This window comes from Citrobacter sp. XT1-2-2 (assembly GCF_023516235.1).
GTDB lineage: Bacteria > Pseudomonadota > Gammaproteobacteria > Enterobacterales > Enterobacteriaceae > Citrobacter > Citrobacter werkmanii.
The window spans coordinates 4,199,975-4,217,670 of record NZ_CP097324.1 but is presented as its reverse complement, the minus strand read 5'-3'; the positions used below and the strand labels follow the sequence as shown (position 1 = coordinate 4,217,670).

Annotated in this window: 15 protein-coding genes; 5 read left to right on the top strand and 10 right to left on the bottom strand. The window is 53.4% G+C overall.

Translation table 11 applies throughout. The annotated features are described in order from the left end of the window. Positions 1–54 precede the first annotated feature (54 nt). From M4I31_RS20035 to M4I31_RS20015, 5 genes are read right to left on the bottom strand one after another with little or no spacing between them, the layout of a single operon-like run. A complete protein-coding gene (locus tag M4I31_RS20035) occupies positions 55–873 on the bottom strand; it encodes a PTS system mannose/fructose/sorbose family transporter subunit IID (protein ID WP_016151643.1) in 819 nt (272 codons plus the stop codon). Then, on the bottom strand, positions 873–1,670 hold the full coding sequence (locus M4I31_RS20030) for a PTS sugar transporter subunit IIC (RefSeq protein WP_085048338.1): 798 nt from the start codon (positions 1,668–1,670) through the stop codon (positions 873–875). Before M4I31_RS20030 ends, M4I31_RS20035 begins: the two co-directional genes overlap by 1 nt. A 10-nt stretch (positions 1,671–1,680) precedes the next feature. After that, on the bottom strand, positions 1,681–2,175 hold the full coding sequence (locus M4I31_RS20025) for a PTS sugar transporter subunit IIB (protein WP_042312435.1): 495 nt from the start codon (positions 2,173–2,175) through the stop codon (positions 1,681–1,683). A gap of 11 nt (positions 2,176–2,186) precedes the next feature. Next, complete coding sequence (locus M4I31_RS20020; RefSeq protein ID WP_085048337.1) at positions 2,187–2,615, bottom strand: PTS sugar transporter subunit IIA; 429 nt, start codon at positions 2,613–2,615, stop codon at positions 2,187–2,189. Positions 2,616–2,619: 4 nt separating this feature from the next. Beyond that, positions 2,620–4,365, bottom strand: coding sequence for a class I mannose-6-phosphate isomerase (locus tag M4I31_RS20015; protein ID WP_085048336.1), 1,746 nt, complete (start codon positions 4,363–4,365; stop codon positions 2,620–2,622). A gap of 188 nt (positions 4,366–4,553) precedes the next feature. Between M4I31_RS20015 and M4I31_RS20010 the strand changes: the two genes are divergently transcribed. The 5 genes from M4I31_RS20010 to caiF all read left to right on the top strand — a co-directional run bounded on the left by M4I31_RS20010 (position 4,554) and on the right by caiF (position 12,033). Continuing rightward, positions 4,554–5,561: a LacI family DNA-binding transcriptional regulator gene (locus M4I31_RS20010; protein WP_085048335.1), complete on the top strand. Its 1,008-nt coding sequence runs from the start codon at positions 4,554–4,556 to the stop codon at positions 5,559–5,561. Positions 5,562–5,694: 133 nt separating this feature from the next. After that, positions 5,695–6,516, top strand: a complete 822-nt coding sequence (gene dapB / locus M4I31_RS20005) for a 4-hydroxy-tetrahydrodipicolinate reductase (RefSeq protein ID WP_038637087.1) — start codon at positions 5,695–5,697, stop codon at positions 6,514–6,516. Positions 6,517–6,971: 455 nt separating this feature from the next. Further along, complete coding sequence (gene carA / locus M4I31_RS20000) at positions 6,972–8,120, top strand: glutamine-hydrolyzing carbamoyl-phosphate synthase small subunit (RefSeq protein WP_038637089.1); 1,149 nt, start codon at positions 6,972–6,974, stop codon at positions 8,118–8,120. An 18-nt stretch (positions 8,121–8,138) separates the two neighbouring features. After that, complete coding sequence (carB, locus tag M4I31_RS19995; protein ID WP_085048334.1) at positions 8,139–11,363, top strand: carbamoyl-phosphate synthase large subunit; 3,225 nt, start codon at positions 8,139–8,141, stop codon at positions 11,361–11,363. Positions 11,364–11,637: 274 nt separating this feature from the next. Beyond that, the gene (gene caiF, locus M4I31_RS19990) at positions 11,638–12,033 is read left to right on the top strand and encodes a carnitine metabolism transcriptional regulator CaiF (RefSeq protein ID WP_038637093.1); all 396 of its coding nucleotides are present in this window, start codon (positions 11,638–11,640) and stop codon (positions 12,031–12,033) included. 76 nt (positions 12,034–12,109) lie between these two features. Here caiF and caiE read toward each other — a convergent pair whose 3' ends face one another. The 5 genes from caiE to caiA form a co-directional block, all read right to left on the bottom strand. Next, complete coding sequence (gene caiE / locus M4I31_RS19985; protein ID WP_085048333.1) at positions 12,110–12,706, bottom strand: carnitine operon protein CaiE; 597 nt, start codon at positions 12,704–12,706, stop codon at positions 12,110–12,112. A 60-nt stretch (positions 12,707–12,766) separates the two neighbouring features. Continuing rightward, positions 12,767–13,552 (bottom strand): crotonobetainyl-CoA hydratase, encoded by a 786-nt coding sequence (gene caiD / locus M4I31_RS19980; protein ID WP_085048332.1) that lies wholly within the window; start codon positions 13,550–13,552, stop codon positions 12,767–12,769. A gap of 53 nt (positions 13,553–13,605) precedes the next feature. Then, entirely contained in the window at positions 13,606–15,159 is a 1,554-nt protein-coding gene (gene caiC / locus M4I31_RS19975; RefSeq protein WP_085048331.1) for a crotonobetaine/carnitine-CoA ligase, read from the bottom strand. A 62-nt stretch (positions 15,160–15,221) separates the two neighbouring features. Then, positions 15,222–16,439, bottom strand: coding sequence for an L-carnitine CoA-transferase (caiB, locus tag M4I31_RS19970; RefSeq protein WP_038637101.1), 1,218 nt, complete (start codon positions 16,437–16,439; stop codon positions 15,222–15,224). 82 nt (positions 16,440–16,521) lie between these two features. Continuing rightward, a complete protein-coding gene (gene caiA, locus M4I31_RS19965) occupies positions 16,522–17,664 on the bottom strand; it encodes a crotonobetainyl-CoA dehydrogenase (RefSeq protein WP_003018898.1) in 1,143 nt (380 codons plus the stop codon). Positions 17,665–17,696: the final 32 nt, after the last annotated feature.

Below are 17,696 nucleotides of genomic sequence, written 5' to 3'. Positions count from 1 at the left end.
GGTACAGTACAGTAGGCCGGATAAGCGTATGCGCCATCCGGCAAATGACAGGCACTACCCTGCAAACAGGCCTGTCGCAACGCCGAGCGCCGCCAGTATCAACAGTAAAATCATCGCTTTTACTGGCGACACACCACGCTTGGCCATCAGATACCAGGTGCCCAATACAACAATCAGCGGCAATAGCTGCGGGAAGATTCCGTCCAGCATCTGTTGCACATGAATATTTACCCCATCCTTGGTGATAAATTCCAGCCCGGTGCCAAGTTTAACGTAGCTCGCCGCTACGCCACCCATAACAAACACACCCAACAATGATAACGCTTCACGCAGGCGGGCAGATTTACTGCTCACCAGCATTTCCACCGAACCGGACCCCATTTTGTAGCCTTTGAGGAACAAAAACCATGAGCCAGGAATAATGATTGCCAGCCAGGCGACGGTATAAAACAGCGGTCCCAGAATGTTACCGCCAGCCGCCAGGGCCATACCGATACTGAGCAGGATTGGGATCAGCATGCCCGGGATCATCGAATCGCCGATCCCGGCTATAGGGCCCATCAGTCCAACCTTCAGGGTATTGATCGTTTCCCCATCGATCGGCTCACCGTTCGCTTTTTTCTCTTCCAGCCCCAGCACCATGCCATTTACGATCGCGCCTATCTGCGGCTCCGTATTATAAAACGAGGCGTGACGGCGCAGCATTTCAGTACGTTGGGCGGCGTCGGGATAGAGCTTTTTCGCCACCGGGAGCATACTCAGGCAAAAGCCAAAAGATTCCAGACGTTCAAAGCTCATGGATGACAAGTTGTGCATCATCCATGCACGCCAGCAGCGGCGAAGATCTTTACGCGTAAGTGTACGTTCTTCCATCAGAATTCATCCTCATCATCAACGACCGACTGTGCATGCGTAGTCTGTGGCGGTTCTGGTTTGTAGTTGTAATGGATCAACGCCAACAGCGAACCGACGATCACCAGCGCGACCATGTTGAGTTTTAAAAAGACGATGCAGACAAAACCGACGAGAAAGTAGATCAGCATGGTGTAGTTTTTGATGATCTGCTTAAGCAAAATCGCGATCCCGACGGCGGGTAAAATGCCGCCCAGTACGTTCATCGTCGACAGGACAATTTTCGGTAAACTGTCCATGAAACCGCTGATGTACTGCGCTCCAAAGTAGACCGCAATGAAGGTTGGTACAAAACGCAGGACAAAGTTTGTCACCTGCGGCCAGATAGCGCTGTTCAGGTAAATGCCGCGTTCATCGCCCCGTTCCAGCGCCACGTCGGCCCGGTGATTCCAGAAGGAGTTCAGTACCATCATCGCGTTAAATAAAATGGTCCCGGCAATACCGATGGTTGCCGCCAGCGCGACCGCCACCTCTGGGCCTTTTCCCGAAAGGATCCCTAAAGCAATTGCCGGGTAAGCAACAAAGTTGAGGTCAGCCGGCATGGAGCCGCCGGGCGTTACCATCGCGATATAGACCGCCTGAACCGCGACGCCAATCATGATCCCGGTTTTAATGTCGCCAAGGATAATCCCGACCAACATTCCGGAAATCAGCGGACGGGTGATCAGATACCAGCCGCCAGTCAGTCCCAGCATCCAGGGGCTGCTGAGGGCGCCGAGATAGCAAAGTATGCCAATCAACGTAGCTTCGATAATCATCGTGCGCTCCTTATTTCAGCTTCTGACGTGCGTCCTGCCAGCTGTAGCAACTGGCGTCAGGGACCAGGCGAAACTCTACCAGGTGCCCATGTTGCGTCAACCAGTCAAAGGCGGCTATTTCCTCGCCATTCACCGACTGATTTGGGCCGATGGTAGTGGTATCGGCACGGGCGCTCATCGGACCTACATTAATCTTGCCGTTGGCATTTTTCAGGCTGATGCCAGCTTCTTCAATGCGTTTTAGCGTGACGGGCGATTTACCAATGACGAAATAACGCTTCTCGCTGGCAATGACTTTCGGCAGTTTTTCAATCGCGGTGGCGGTATCAAACAACCAGACTTTTGTGTCCTGCACGGCGCCTTTCATCACCGAAGAGAGCAGAGGGTCGGCCGCGACGGCGTCGTCTATCGCGACAATTCCGTCACAGGGCAGCTCTTTGGCCCAACGTGTCACGAGCTGCCCATGGATTACGCGGTCATCGATACGTACAAAAGAAATACTCATAGTGGTTTCCTTTAAAAATCGTCGGACTGAACGGATAAAACCGGGGCGGCTTTAATCAGCGTAGGTACCGTCAACGCCAACAGCTCGACGGCTGCGGCGTGAACATCCGTTAAATGGCAGATCTCCTCGCTTTGTAACAGCATCGGGAAGTTGACACCCGCGACAACGGCAACGGGAGGAACCGTTTGTGCAGAAAACGCATGGTGGCAGGCGACATTCCACGGCGTACCGCTTTGCATGTCACATAGCACCAGAACGCCGTCAGCGTCTTTCCCGGCACTTGCGAGAACATGAGAGAACGTCTGTTTAAACCCTTCGATACCCGCCTGTTCACTCAGCGTGACGGGGTAAACATGCGGTAATTCTCCGTAAACCATGCGACCGCTGGCGAGAAGCGCTTCTGCCAGGGGACCATGGGTGGCAACAATAACGTTAATCATGCGCTTATCCTCTAACCCAGGCTTTAATCGTGGCAAGCTGTTGGCCGATACCCTTGCCAAACGGCGAAATGCGGTACTCTCCAACGGCGGCCGGGATAATAAAGGTTTCTGCATAGTTGACGACAAACGGGGCAAATGCGCCGCTCGGGCTTTCAACAACGGCCTGCGCACCTTCGACCAGGTTCAGGACGTTTACGCCGCCATGGGTATGGTGTGTGACCGGTGCCGTAAACCAATGGCGGCGCGTTTCAATAAACTCGCGCTCGTGCATTCCGGTTCTTTCTTCCCGCCAACCTTCCCCTTCGGCGATAGGTTCAATACGGTTGACCAGGTTGTCATGTACCCATTGCGTGTCACGCTGCCAGTCAATCACCTGCTGACCGTGATCCAGATGGACCGGGCGCGGTAAGCCGTCTAGCCCTAAACGTCCCCAATCCCACAGTTTAAAGGTGAAGATATAGGGCGTTGCGCTGATCTCCAGCACCATGGTTCCTGCACCCGAGCAGTGGACGGTTCCTGCGGGGATCAGAAAGTGATCGTGTTTATGCGCAGGGATCTGATTAACGAACCGCGTATCATCAAAGGTTTTTTCACCACGGCCCGCGGCTCGGAGCTCGTCGAGCATGTCCTGTGGCGCGATCCCGGTTTTAGTGCCGAGATACACCACGGCGTCCGGCTCGGCTTCGAGAATGTAATAGCTCTCATCCTGGGTATAGTGCATACCAAACTGTTGCTGAATGTACTCAGTGAGCGGATGAACCTGAAAGCTCAAATTCTGGCCGCCAATGGTATCAAGGAAGTCAAAACGAATCGGGAATTCCGCACCAAAACGTGCGTGAACTTTCTCGCCCAGCAGGGGGCGGGGATAGGTTAGCACCAGATCCTGAGAGGGGATCTCGATCCGCACGTTGCCAAAACGCAGTAACAGGCTGTTTTCCTCGGGCACGCAATCAAAACACCACGCGTAATTGGGGGCTGAGGGATCGAGATCGAAGTGTTGTTTCATCCATTGCCCACCCCAAACGCCTGGGTCGAAGAAAGGGGCAACGCGAAACGGTTGTTTAGTCGTTTGTTGCAAACCGGCGCGCAACGCGTCGCCGCTGACCATTGCGGGATGATTTTCTACAGTGGTATCAAGCAAATAATCGGTGCGTTTGAGTAACGGCGTTTTGTGCCGGTCGAAGACTCGCCATTCAATGAAGAAAGCGCGTTTGTACCGACGAAGAATATCTTCATCCTGGTTTTTCGCCCCCCAGTTCCCCAACCCGTCATGGCGCATACGCTGTTGAATTTCCCAACGCGGAAGATCGGCATAAACCAGTATGTCACCCGGGTGTGCCAGCGTCGCGCCGGGTCCGTACACCACGACCAGACCTTCGGCAACGGCATCAATCTGTTGGCGGAGCTGACTGAGCTTGTCACTATCAAAAAACTCATTCAGGTGATGGCAGGAAAGGACGCCGAATACGCGATCGTCGGTAAGGTTTCGCGCCAGTAACTCATGCAGAGCCTGCTCATCTCTGCGGGCGGATTCAATATTCAGCACCAGCGCGGTATCTAACGTCGTGACAAGCTGTTGTTCCAGTTCTTCAAGCCGCACGCCCGGATAGCAATCCACGATCAATACGGTTTTGGCTGCTGCAGAAACCCTGGTGTTAAGCACAGAATGGATCGCCGCCCAACCCTGCCAGGCATGCTCGTCATAGCCCTGAACGTTAACCTCAGGGAATTTATTATAGGTTGTCGTCATTTTCTTTCTCCGTGTTGGCTAATTTAAGATTAATCGATTAACCTTATTTTCATAGTGTGGTTAACGCGATTAACCCGGCATATTCAGAATCAAAAGCGGTGAAAAGCGCGTTAGCGTGATGTGAATCACACGTATAAAGGCAATATTTCGGTTATTCGATTAACCTTCGATAAAAATCAGGAGCAGGTATGACCACAGTCACGTTGGCGCAGGTAGCTGAGCGCGCGGGAGTCTCCACGGCGACCGTGTCGATGGTATTGCGTAACCGGGGGCGAATTTCTCAGGCTACACGCGAACGGGTGCTTAAAGCGCTGGATGATGCTGGCTATGTATATAATCAAACCGCCGCTAATCTGCGTAACCGGAGCAGTAATCAGGTTGGATTGTTGCTCCACGATATCACCAACCCTTTTTACGGCGAGATGACTGCAGGGCTAAGCCATGAGATGGAACGGCATGACCTGTTGTTGTTTCTGGCAAATAGCGAAGAGTCAGGAGAACGGCAGCAAAAATTTGTCGACTCGTTGATGCGCAATAATGCTTGCGGCATGGTGCTCTGCGCGGCGCGCGAGACGCCGTCATCCTTTTTTGAAGCGCTGAAAAGGCGCAATATTCCCGCCATTATGGTCGTCCGTCCGCTAAGCGATCCTGATTTTGATTTTGTCGGAACCGATAACTTTCTCGGTACGCAAATGGCCACCACCCATTTAGTCAAAATGGGGCACAAGAATATTGCGTTTATTGGGGGGACGCCTGGTTCCGGCAGTCGGACACAGCGCATTGGTGGTTTCACCAGCACATTGCTGGAGCACGGAATATCGCCGAATCCAGAATGGATCGTGGCTACGCAGGCCAGCCAAATTGATGGCGCAAAAGTAGCGGAGTCTCTTCTTCTGCGTTACCCGCAAATTACCGCCGCCGTATGTTATCAGGATATTGTTGCGCTTGGGGTCATGCAGGCGCTACGTAAAATGGGGCGGGAACCTGGGCGGGATTTTGCGCTGGTGGGGTTTGATGACATCACCGAAGCGGCGCTGGTACAACCTGCGCTTACCACCGTGTCGGTGGCGGCAAAAGAGATCGGTCGTAAGGCCGGAGAGCTGCTCTATAGCCGTATTCAGGGAAATGACGAACCGCCGAAACGTATTATCCTGCCGCCAGCGCTGGTAGTCAGAGAATCATGTGGTTTTTGCTGATCGTCATGCCTTTTACTGATATCTCTGCCTGTTTATCATTAAATTCTAATTATCGACGTTTTCGGCTGGCGGCGCAGCGATGCGCTGGTTACTCTGAAAACGATTTACGCAAAATTAACAAAAGAGAATAGCTATGCATGATGCACAAATCCGCGTTGCCATCGCGGGAGCCGGAGGACGCATGGGGCGTCAGTTAATTCAGGCCACACTTGGCATGGATGGCGTACAGCTTGGCGCGGCGCTGGAGCGCGAAGGCTCTTCCTTACTGGGAAGCGATGCCGGAGAGTTGGCGGGAGCCGGGAAAACGGGTGTTACCGTACAAAGCAGCCTTGAGGCGGTGAAAGATGATTTCGATGTTTTCATCGATTTCACGCGACCGGAAGGTACGCTGACGCATCTGGCGTTTTGCCGCCAGCACGGTAAGGGAATGGTGATTGGTACCACCGGGTTCGATGATGCCGGTAAACAGGCTATTCGCGATGCCGCGCAGGAGATTGCTATCGTCTTCGCTGCGAATTTTAGCGTCGGCGTTAACGTCATGCTGAAACTGCTTGAGAAAGCAGCAAAAGTGATGGGGGACTACACCGATATTGAGATTATCGAAGCGCATCACCGCCACAAAGTGGACGCCCCATCGGGGACCGCGCTGGCGATGGGTGAGGCGATCGCCGGAGCGTTGGATAAAGATCTGAAAGACTGCGCTGTCTACTCGCGCGAAGGTTATACCGGCGAGCGTGTGCCGGGCACTATTGGTTTTGCGACCGTACGCGCCGGTGACATTGTCGGCGAACATACCGCGATGTTTGCCGATATTGGCGAGCGTATTGAAATCACCCATAAAGCGTCCAGCCGCATGACTTTTGCCAATGGCGCAGTGCGATCAGCGGTTTGGCTGAAATCTAAGTCAAATGGTCTTTTTGATATGAAAGATGTACTTGATTTACGCAGTTTATAGATTTTATTACCCTTCGTGATGTGGTTATGGTAATCATAATTATTTGATTACATGGGGCAATATTTTATTGCCCTTTAATTTTTTGGCTTTTGGTTTTATTTTTTATCTAAGCTGGTTTTTATATATGTTTTTATGCTTCATTTTGTTATATGAATGTAAATTTTGACCAAGTGGTCCACTTTTCTCTCTCGCTGCTCCCCTTTTTACACTCTTTATCTACCGCAAGCGTTTTCCACCCTGAGTTAGCTGATCTTTTTGCCTGTTAAATCGAGTGATTTATCCCAGTGGCGTAAAATAATAATAAAAATTGCCCTTTTGGGTAGACTTTTACGTGGGCTATCTCTAGAATGCCGCCGTTTGCCAGAAATCCATAGGTAAGCAAATTTGCATTGATTCATGAGGTGTTAATGAATTAATATGCAAATAAAGTGAGTGAATATTCTCTGGAGGGTGTTTTGATTAAGTCAGCGCTATTGGTTCTGGAAGACGGAACCCAGTTTCACGGTCGGGCCATAGGGGCAACAGGTTCGGCGGTTGGGGAAGTCGTTTTCAATACTTCAATGACCGGTTATCAAGAAATCCTCACTGATCCTTCCTATTCCCGCCAAATCGTCACTCTTACTTATCCTCATATCGGTAATGTCGGCACCAATGAAGCCGATGCAGAATCTTCTCAGGTACATGCGCAAGGCCTGGTCATCCGCGACCTGCCGCTGATTGCCAGCAACTACCGCAACACCGAAGACCTCTCTTCTTACCTCAAGCGCCATAATATTGTGGCGATTGCCGATATCGATACCCGTAAGCTGACGCGACTGCTGCGCGAGAAGGGTGCTCAGAACGGCTGCATCATTGCAGGCGATAATCTGGATGCTGCGCTGGCCTTAGAAAAAGCCAAAGCGTTCCCGGGCTTAAATGGGATGGACCTGGCAAAAGAAGTGACCACCGCTGAATCCTACAGCTGGACTCAGGGTAGCTGGACGCTTTCGGGTGACCTGCCGGAAGCCAAGTCTGCAGAAGAGCTGCCGTTCCACGTGGTGGCCTACGATTTTGGCGCCAAGCGCAACATTCTGCGTATGCTGGTGGATCGCGGCTGCCGCCTGACGGTGGTACCGGCGAAAACCTCTGCGGAAGACGTTCTGAAGATGAATCCGGACGGTATCTTCCTGTCTAACGGCCCAGGTGACCCGGCCCCGTGCGACTACGCCATCGAAGCGATTGAGAAATTCCTCCAGACCGACATTCCGGTATTTGGCATCTGCCTCGGCCATCAGTTGCTGGCGCTGGCGAGCGGTGCGAAGACCATCAAGATGAAATTTGGTCACCACGGTGGTAACCACCCGGTGAAAGACATGGATAAGAATGTGGTGATGATTACCGCGCAGAACCACGGCTTTGCGGTGGATGAAGACTCGCTGCCAGCCAACCTGCGCGTGACCCACAAGTCCCTGTTCGACGGTACCCTGCAAGGGATTCACCGTACCGATAAACCGGCGTTCAGCTTCCAGGGCCACCCGGAGGCGAGCCCAGGCCCGCATGATGCGGCGCCGCTGTTCGACCACTTTATCGAGCTTATTGAGCAATACCGTCAGTCCGCGAAATAATCAGGAGTAATAAAAGCCATGCCAAAACGTACAGACATAAAAAGTATCCTGATTCTGGGCGCGGGCCCGATTGTTATCGGTCAGGCGTGTGAGTTTGACTACTCCGGCGCCCAGGCGTGTAAAGCGCTGCGCGAAGAGGGTTACCGCGTTATTCTGGTGAACTCTAACCCGGCAACCATTATGACCGACCCGGAAATGGCCGATGCGACCTACATCGAGCCGATCAATTGGGAAGTGGTACGCAAAATCATCGAAAAAGAGCGTCCGGATGCGGTTCTGCCAACCATGGGCGGCCAGACCGCGCTGAACTGCGCGCTGGAGCTGGAGCGTCAGGGCGTGCTGGAAGAGTTCGGTGTAACCATGATTGGTGCGACCGCTGATGCGATTGATAAAGCAGAAGACCGCCGTCGTTTCGACGTGGCGATGAAGAAAATCGGCCTCGACACCGCGCGTTCCGGTATCGCGCACACCATGGAAGAAGCGCTGGCGGTTGCCGCTGACGTGGGCTTCCCGTGCATCATCCGTCCATCTTTCACCATGGGCGGCACCGGCGGCGGTATCGCCTACAACCGTGAAGAGTTCGAAGAAATCTGCGAACGCGGCCTGGACCTCTCGCCAACCAACGAGCTGCTGATTGATGAATCGCTGATCGGCTGGAAAGAGTACGAGATGGAAGTGGTGCGTGATAAGAACGACAACTGCATCATCGTCTGCTCTATCGAAAACTTCGATGCGATGGGCATTCACACCGGTGACTCGATCACTGTTGCTCCGGCGCAGACCCTGACCGACAAAGAATACCAAATCATGCGTAACGCCTCGATGGCGGTACTGCGTGAAATCGGCGTAGAAACCGGTGGTTCCAACGTTCAGTTCTCGGTGAACCCGAAAGATGGTCGTCTGATCGTTATCGAAATGAACCCGCGCGTCTCCCGCTCCTCGGCGCTGGCTTCCAAAGCCACCGGCTTCCCGATTGCCAAAGTGGCGGCCAAACTGGCGGTGGGTTACACCCTCGACGAACTGATGAACGACATCACCGGTGGCCGTACTCCGGCCTCCTTCGAGCCGTCTATCGACTACGTTGTCACCAAGATTCCACGCTTTAACTTCGAAAAATTCGCTGGCGCTAACGACCGACTGACCACGCAGATGAAATCCGTCGGCGAAGTGATGGCGATTGGCCGCACGCAGCAGGAATCTCTGCAGAAAGCGCTGCGCGGCCTGGAAGTGGGCGCCACCGGCTTCGACCCGAAAGTCAGCCTCGACGATCCGGAAGCGCTGACCAAAATCCGTCGCGAGCTGAAAGACGCGGGCGCCGAGCGTATCTGGTACATCGCTGATGCCTTCCGCGCCGGTCTCTCCGTCGACGGTGTCTTCAACCTGACCAACATCGACCGATGGTTCCTGGTACAAATCGAAGAGCTGGTGCGCCTGGAAGAGAAAGTGGCGGCAGTGGGCATCAACGGCCTCGACGCTGATTTCCTGCGTCACCTGAAGCGTAAAGGCTTTGCCGATGCGCGTCTGGCTAAGCTGGCGGGCGTGCGCGAAGCGGAAATCCGCAAGCTGCGCGACCAGTACAACCTGCACCCGGTCTACAAACGCGTGGATACCTGCGCGGCGGAATTCGCCACCGATACCGCTTACATGTACTCCACCTATGAAGAAGAGTGCGAATCTAACCCGTCCGTTGACCGCGACAAAATTATGGTCCTCGGCGGCGGCCCGAACCGTATCGGCCAGGGTATCGAATTTGACTACTGCTGCGTCCATGCCTCGCTGGCGCTGCGCGAAGACGGTTACGAGACCATCATGGTCAACTGTAACCCGGAAACTGTCTCTACCGACTACGACACCTCCGACCGTCTGTACTTCGAGCCGGTAACGCTGGAGGACGTACTGGAAATCGTGCGCATCGAGAAGCCGAAAGGCGTCATCGTGCAGTACGGCGGCCAGACCCCGCTGAAACTGGCGCGTGAACTGGAAGCCGCAGGCGTACCGGTTATCGGTACCAGCCCGGACGCGATTGACCGCGCGGAAGACCGTGAACGCTTCCAGCACGCGGTTGACCGTCTGAAGCTGAAACAGCCAGCCAACGCCACCGTGACCGCCATTGAACAAGCGGTTGAGAAGGCGAAAGAAATTGGCTACCCGCTGGTGGTGCGCCCGTCCTACGTACTGGGCGGCCGCGCGATGGAAATCGTCTACGACGAAGCCGACCTGCGTCGCTACTTCCAGACCGCGGTTAGCGTCTCCAACGACGCGCCGGTGCTGCTGGACCGCTTCCTCGACGATGCCATCGAAGTGGACGTTGACGCCATCTGCGACGGCGAAATGGTGCTGATTGGCGGCATCATGGAGCACATCGAGCAGGCGGGCGTACACTCCGGCGACTCCGCCTGTTCTCTGCCAGCCTACACGCTGAGCAAGGAAATTCAGGATGTGATGCGCCAGCAGGTGCAGAAGCTGGCCTTCGAACTGCAGGTGCGCGGCCTGATGAACGTGCAGTTTGCGGTGAAAGACAACGAAGTCTACCTGATTGAAGTCAACCCGCGTGCGGCGCGTACCGTACCGTTCGTCTCCAAAGCCACCGGCGTACCGCTGGCGAAAGTGGCGGCGCGCGTGATGGCTGGCAAATCGCTGACCGAGCAGGGCGTGACCAAAGAAATTATCCCGCCGTACTACTCGGTGAAAGAAGTGGTGCTGCCGTTCAACAAATTCCCGGGCGTTGACCCGCTGTTAGGGCCAGAAATGCGCTCTACCGGGGAAGTGATGGGCGTGGGCCGTACCTTCGCGGAAGCGTTCGCCAAGGCACAGCTGGGCAGTAACTCCACGATGAAGAAACAGGGCCGTGCGCTGCTCTCGGTTCGCGAAGGCGACAAAGGGCGCGTCGTGGACCTGGCCGCTAAGCTGCTAAAACAGGGCTTCGAGCTGGATGCGACTCACGGTACCGCGATTGTGCTGGGTGAAGCCGGTATCAACCCGCGTCTGGTGAACAAGGTGCATGAAGGTCGTCCGCACATTCAGGACCGTATCAAGAATGGCGAATATACCTACATTATCAACACCACCGCAGGTCGTCAGGCGATTGAAGACTCCAAGCTGATTCGCCGCAGCGCCTTGCAGTACAAAGTGCATTACGACACCACCCTGAACGGCGGTTTCGCAACGGCCATGGCGCTGAATGCGGATGCCACCGAGAAGGTGACCTCGGTGCAGGAAATGCACGCGCAGATCAATAAATAATAAACAGAAGGTCCGGTGATATTTGCGTTAACCGGATCTGCAATATAAATTTGAAACGGTTCCTGAGAAGGAGCCGTTTTTTTTACCCTATCAGGTCATCCCTGGAGATGTCCGTTTCCTTAACCACATTTTCAATGTAATAAGCACGATATTGCTCACACTAATCAACATTCAAGTCGCATACTATCTTTATATCCACAATTTTAATATGGCTTAGTTTTTATTAATTTGGACAGGCCGTAGCCAGATTTTTAATTTGTGAAATGGTGTGCTTATGTGTGAAAAATATGTTGAAAGACCGCTTTATTTGTTAATTGCTGACTGGATGATGGCAGAGGACCGATGGATCACTGCCAAGGAGATTTCCCGTCAATTTGATATTGAACACTGCAAAGCAATTAATACGCTCTCCTATATTCTGTCAGAAGTTGGGGAAATTGTTTGTGAAGTGAAGATGATCCCTAACCAGATTGCAGGACGAGGCTGTCAGTGCCAGCGTCTGGTGAAAGTCGTGAGTATTGATTCTCATCTCTATCGCCGATTGAATCATAATTTGCAGGAAAGAAAAGTGAGTGTGGCGAAAGCGCCGCGACTGTCTGCCGTTCCCCCAACAGAGCTCAACCGTGAGCAGAAATGGCAGATGATGCTGTCAAAAAGTATGCGTCGCTAATGGTTAGTTTGCCTGATGGCAGCGTTAACGGGGATTGACGCGTAGGCCGGATAAGCGTCAGCGCATCCGGCATCAATTATTGGGCTGATTTTGGCTTCACGTCCGTCGTGCCTTTCAGGCGCGGCCGGTTTTTTTCGACCTGGGTTAACGGCTTCGTTTCAGATAGTCCCGTTCGACAGCGGACCGCAAGATCCTGATATTCTTTGGTGTTGAGGCGTTTCCAGTGCAGCTCCTGTTCTGTGACCTGGCGTAGTACTCGCGCAGGTGAACCCACCAGCAGTTGCCTTGCCTCACCCTGAAATCCGGCTTTGACGAAACTCATGGCGGCGACAATGCTCTCTTCGCCAATCACTGCGCCGTCCATAATCACGCTGTTCATGCCGACCAATGCGTCCCGGCCCACCACGCAGCCATGCAAAATAGCGCCGTGGCCGATATGGCCGTTCTCATGCACGACGGTATCGGTATCGCAGTAGCCATGCATAATGCAGCCATCCTGCAGATTAGATCCTGCCTTAAGGAGCAGGCGCCCATAATCCCCACGCAATGACGCGAGTGGGCCAATATAAACACCAGCACCCACGATGACATCGCCAATCAGCACGGCGCTGGGATGGACAAACGCGTCCGGGTGTACCACCGGGATCAGTCCTTCAAAGGCGTAATAGCTCATGGTTGTACCTCGGTTTTTTTGCCGGACGACGGCGTAAACACCTTATCCGGCATAGTCACATTAACGACCTTTCCACACCGGATCGCGTTTTTCGGCAAATGCCTGCGGTCCTTCGAGCGCATCTTCCGAATGCAGTACCGACGGATAATGCTTCAGTACGCCGCTGCGGATGTAGCGGTAGCCTTCTTCTACCGGCATTTCGCTAGTCGCACGATAAATCTCTTTCAGCGCCGCGATCGCCAGCGGGGCGCTATTAACCAGTTGTTGCGCCAGTTCGCGCGCGCTATCCATCAGTTCGCTCTGGCTGACAACGCGGTTCACGATCCCCCAACGCAGCGCTTCTTCGGCGCTCATTCGTCTACCGGTCATCACCATTTCGTTGACGATAGCCGGTGGCAACAGCTTAGGCAGGCGCAAAACGCCGCCGCTGTCAGGCACGATGCCGAGCTTGGCTTCCGGTAGCGCGAAGCTGGCGTTTTCCGCGCAGACAATAAAGTCCGCTGCCAGCGCCAGCTCAAAACCGCCGCCAAACGCATAGCCGTTTACCGCGGCGATGACCGGCTTATCCAGATCAAATATTTCAGTTAAACCGGCAAAGCCGCCGGGACCAAAATCGGCATCCGGCGCTTCACCTTCCACTGCCGCTTTTAAGTCCCAGCCAGCAGAAAAGAATTTCTCCCCGCCGCCAGTAATGATTGCTACGCGTAATTCCGGATCGTCACGGAAATTAAGAAAAGCCTGGCCCATTGCAAAGCTGGTTTTGGCGTCAATGGCATTGGCTTTAGGTCGGTCGAGGGTAATTTCCAGGATCGGGCCATTACGGGTCAGATGTAATGATTCACTCATGGTTCATCTCCAGATAAATAGTTTCCCGGCGGGAGGGATTCCTGCCGGAAGGTTTATTTCAGATTTTTTTTGATTATTTTTCCTGAACAGTTGCGCGGCAGGTCGGTTCTGATCTCCATAAAAGAGGGAACCTTGAATTTCGCCATATTGTTTTCGCAGAAGCTGAAAAACTCGGCTTCGCTTAATGTTTCACCTTCATTAAGGACAATAAACGCTTTAATGGCTTCATCACGGATCGCGTCTTTAATACCAACAACCACAATGTCCTGAATTTTCGGATGCGCAGAAATAATATTTTCCAGCTCGACGCAGGAGACATTTTCCCCGCCGCGTTTAATCATGTTGCAGCGTCTGTCGACAAAATAGAAATAGCCATCCTCATCCTGGTAACCCGAATCACCGGTATGTAACCAGCCCTCTGGTTCCAGCGCCCTGGCGGTTGCTTCCGGCTGCATGTAATACTCTTTGAAGATGGTCTTGCCGGGGACGCCTTTAATACAGATTTCGCCAATTTCTCCGGCGGGGAGCGGGCGATTTTGATCGTCGCGAATTTCAGCTTCATAGCTAAATCCCACGCGACCAATGGAAGGCCAGCGTCGTTTGTCTCCGGGACGGTCGCCAATAATTCCGACAATGGTTTCAGTCATACCATAAGAGGTCAGCAGCCTGACGCCAAAGCGTTCGATAAAGGCGTCTTTTTCCTGCGCGGATAGATTGAGATAGAACATCACTTCGCGCAGCTGATGCTGCCTGTCCGTTGGCGCGGCGGGCTGGACCATCAGCGTGCGGATCATCATCGGGATGCACTCGGTCACCGTCGCCTGATATTTACGTACCTGATCCCAGAATGCCCGGGCGCTGTACTTCTCCAGGAGCACAAAGGTGCTGCCGGCGGAAAAGGCCGGCATTGCGGCGGTACACTGACAGTCGATATGAAAAGCGGGCATCACCGTCATGTATACGTCATCATCGCGCAGGGCGATTTGCCAGGCAGAGTAATAGCCCGCAAAGCGCAGGTTATAATGGGTAATCACCACCCCTTTTGGACGCGAGGTGGTACCGGAGGTAAACAGAATTTCCGCCGTATCGTCAGTGGATAACGCAGGCGTATAGCACAGGGTGGTCGACTGACGAGCCTGCAGTTGGGTAAAGTGGCTCACGCCATCGTCAGCCGGAAGCTGCTCGCCAATCAGACAGATATGATTAAGCGGAGTGCTATTTTCCTGGCGTATTTCACGGTACATAGGATAAAACTGGGCGCTGGTAACCAGCAGGCTCACCTGGCTGTTTTGCAGGATCCAGGCACTTTCTTCGCCCAGTAAGCGAGCATTAATCGGCACCATAATGGCGCCGATTTTTGCCAGTCCAAACCAGCAAAAGATGAATTCCGGACAGTTATCCAGATGCAGTGCGACCCTATCGCCCTTGCGGATCCCTAAGGAATGAAAAAGGTTCGCCGTGCGATTAATCTCTTCATTGAGCGAGGCATAGCTAAATTGCCGAACGATTCCTTCACAGGATTCGAAAATTAACGCCGTTTTATTTCCGTACACCCCGGCCAGGTCGTCCCACATCTGACGTAAGTTTTGTCCGCCAACGATATCCATATTGCTTTATCCACTGAAATCAGGCGTGAGCGCTAACCCACGAGCGGGTTAGCGCGTCGCGTTTATTCCTCAACCCTGGCCAGGCCTTTGCCGACCAGCTCATTTATGTCTGCTTCGCTATAACCAATGTTTTTCAGAATGGCGGCGGTATCCATGCCGTGTGATGGCATGCCACGCCAGATTTTCCCCGGGTTGTTTTTAAATTTCGGCATGATGTTCGGCCCTTTGCAGGTGCGGCCGTCCATTGTTTGCCACTGAGTAATGGATTCGCGGGCAACGTACTGCGGATTGCCTTCCAGTTCCGGAATGGTTAGCACCTTCGCACAGGCGATATTCAGCTCAGCAAAGCGCGCCTGGACTTCGGCGATGGTATGCGCTGCCAGCCAGGCGTCCAGTTTCTCTTCGACGAGCGGGCCGTAAGGGCATTCCACGCGATGGATTAGCTGCGTGCCTTCCGGAACTTCCGGCGTACCGAGAATGTGGGCCAGGCCTATATCTTTAAAACACTCGTTGATTTGCGTGATGCCGACCAACTCCATGACGATGTAACCATCGGCGCATTTATACAGGCCGCAACCGGCGTAGTAGGGATCTTTCCCTTTCGTCATACGTGGACAGATTTCGCCGCCGTTGAAGTAGTCCATCATGAAGTACTGACCCATGCGCAGCATCACTTCGTACATGGCGATATCGATGCTTTCACCTTTACCCGTTTCGCGCACTTTGTGCAGGGCCGCCAGCGCCGCTGTCGTTGCGGTCATCCCGGAGAAGTAATCCGCGGTATACGGGAAGGCTGGCATCGGTTGGTCAACGTCGCCGTTTTGGATCAGATAACCACTGAACGCCTGCGCGATAGTGTTATACGCCGGAAGATTGGTGTACTCCTCCGTACCAAACTGGCCAAAACCGGAAAGGTGGGCAATGACCAGTTTCGGGTTATGTTCCCACAGCACTTCATCAGTAATACCGCGGCGTGCAAAGGCCGGGCCTTTACTGGCTTCAATGAAAATATCGGTGGTTTCCATCAGTTTCAGAAACGCTTCCCGACCTTCATCTTTGAAAATATTGAGCGACAGGGCGTGCAGGTTGCGGCGTGAGAGCTGCGGGTAGTTAGGCTGTACGCGGATGGTATCGGCCCATGCGACGTTTTCAATCCAGATAACCTCGGCGCCCCATTCGGCGAACATCTGTCCGGCGAACGGACCGGCGATTTCGATCCCTGAAAAAACAACGCGTACTCCAGCAAGAGGGCCAAAGGTTGGCATTGGTAAATGATTCATAATTTTTCTCCTGGCATTTATGGGGGCCACGTAGGCCGGATGGCGACGCGAGCGTCTCATCAGGCCTACAGGTTGCGCCGTTCTATCGGTATTGCTTGAGTACCGCACGGCCTAACGTCAGGATCTGCATTTCATCAGAACCACCAGAAACGCGGTCAACACGCAGGTCACGCCAGAAACGCGTGATGCGGTGGTTGCCCGCGATACCAACACCTCCCAGTACCTGCATGGCGGTGTCTACCACTTCAAACGCGGCGTTGGCGCAGAAGTATTTGCACATTGCCGCGTCGCCGGAGGTAATAGTGCCGTTATCTGCTTTCCACGCGGCTTCCAGCAGCATGTTTTTCATGGAGTTCAGTTTGATCGCCATATGCGCAAACTTCTCCTGAATCAGCTGGAAACGGCCAATAGTTTCACCAAACTGCACGCGCTGATTAGCGTAACGCGCGGCATCTTCAAAAGCGCACATTGCGGTGCCGTAGTTGGTCAGCGCGACGAGGAAGCGCTCATGGTCAAACTCTTCTTTCACGCGGTTGAAGCCGTTACCTTCCCGACCGAACATGTCTTTTTCGTCCAGTTCAACGTCGTCAAAGGTGATTTCACAGCAGCTATCCATGCGCAGACCGAGTTTCTCCAGTTTGTTGACCTTGATACCCGCTTTGCTCATGTCGACAAACCATTCGGTGTAAACAGGCTTATCCGGCGATGCACCGTCTCTCGCCATGACCACGATGTACGGGGTATAGGCGCTACTGGTGATAAAGCACTTACTGCCATTAAGGTAAACCTTACCATTTTTGCGTGTATAAGTGGTTTTCAGACTGCCGACATCCGATCCCGCTCCCGGTTCGGTGATAGCAGAGTTCCACATCTGCTTACCGGTACCCTGGAACGCCATGATTTTATCAATTTGCTCCTGAGTCCCTTCACGCAGGAAAGTGTTAAAACCTCCCGGCAATTGGTACAACACGTAAGTTGGTGCGCCAAGACGTCCCAGCTCCATCCAGACGGCGGCGACGGTAACAAAACCCGCTTCCAGACCGCCATGTTCTTCCGGGATCAGCAGGCTATCAATGCCCATATCCGCCAGCGCTTTTACAAAACGCTCAGGGTAGACGCTGTCACGATCGCACTCGGCAAAATAAGCTTCCCAGTTCTCACTGGCCATCAGTTCACGAATACCGGCGACAAACAGTTCCTGCTCGTCATTTAAGTTGAAATCCATCTTTCAGCCTCTTGATCAATTGGGTTAATAAG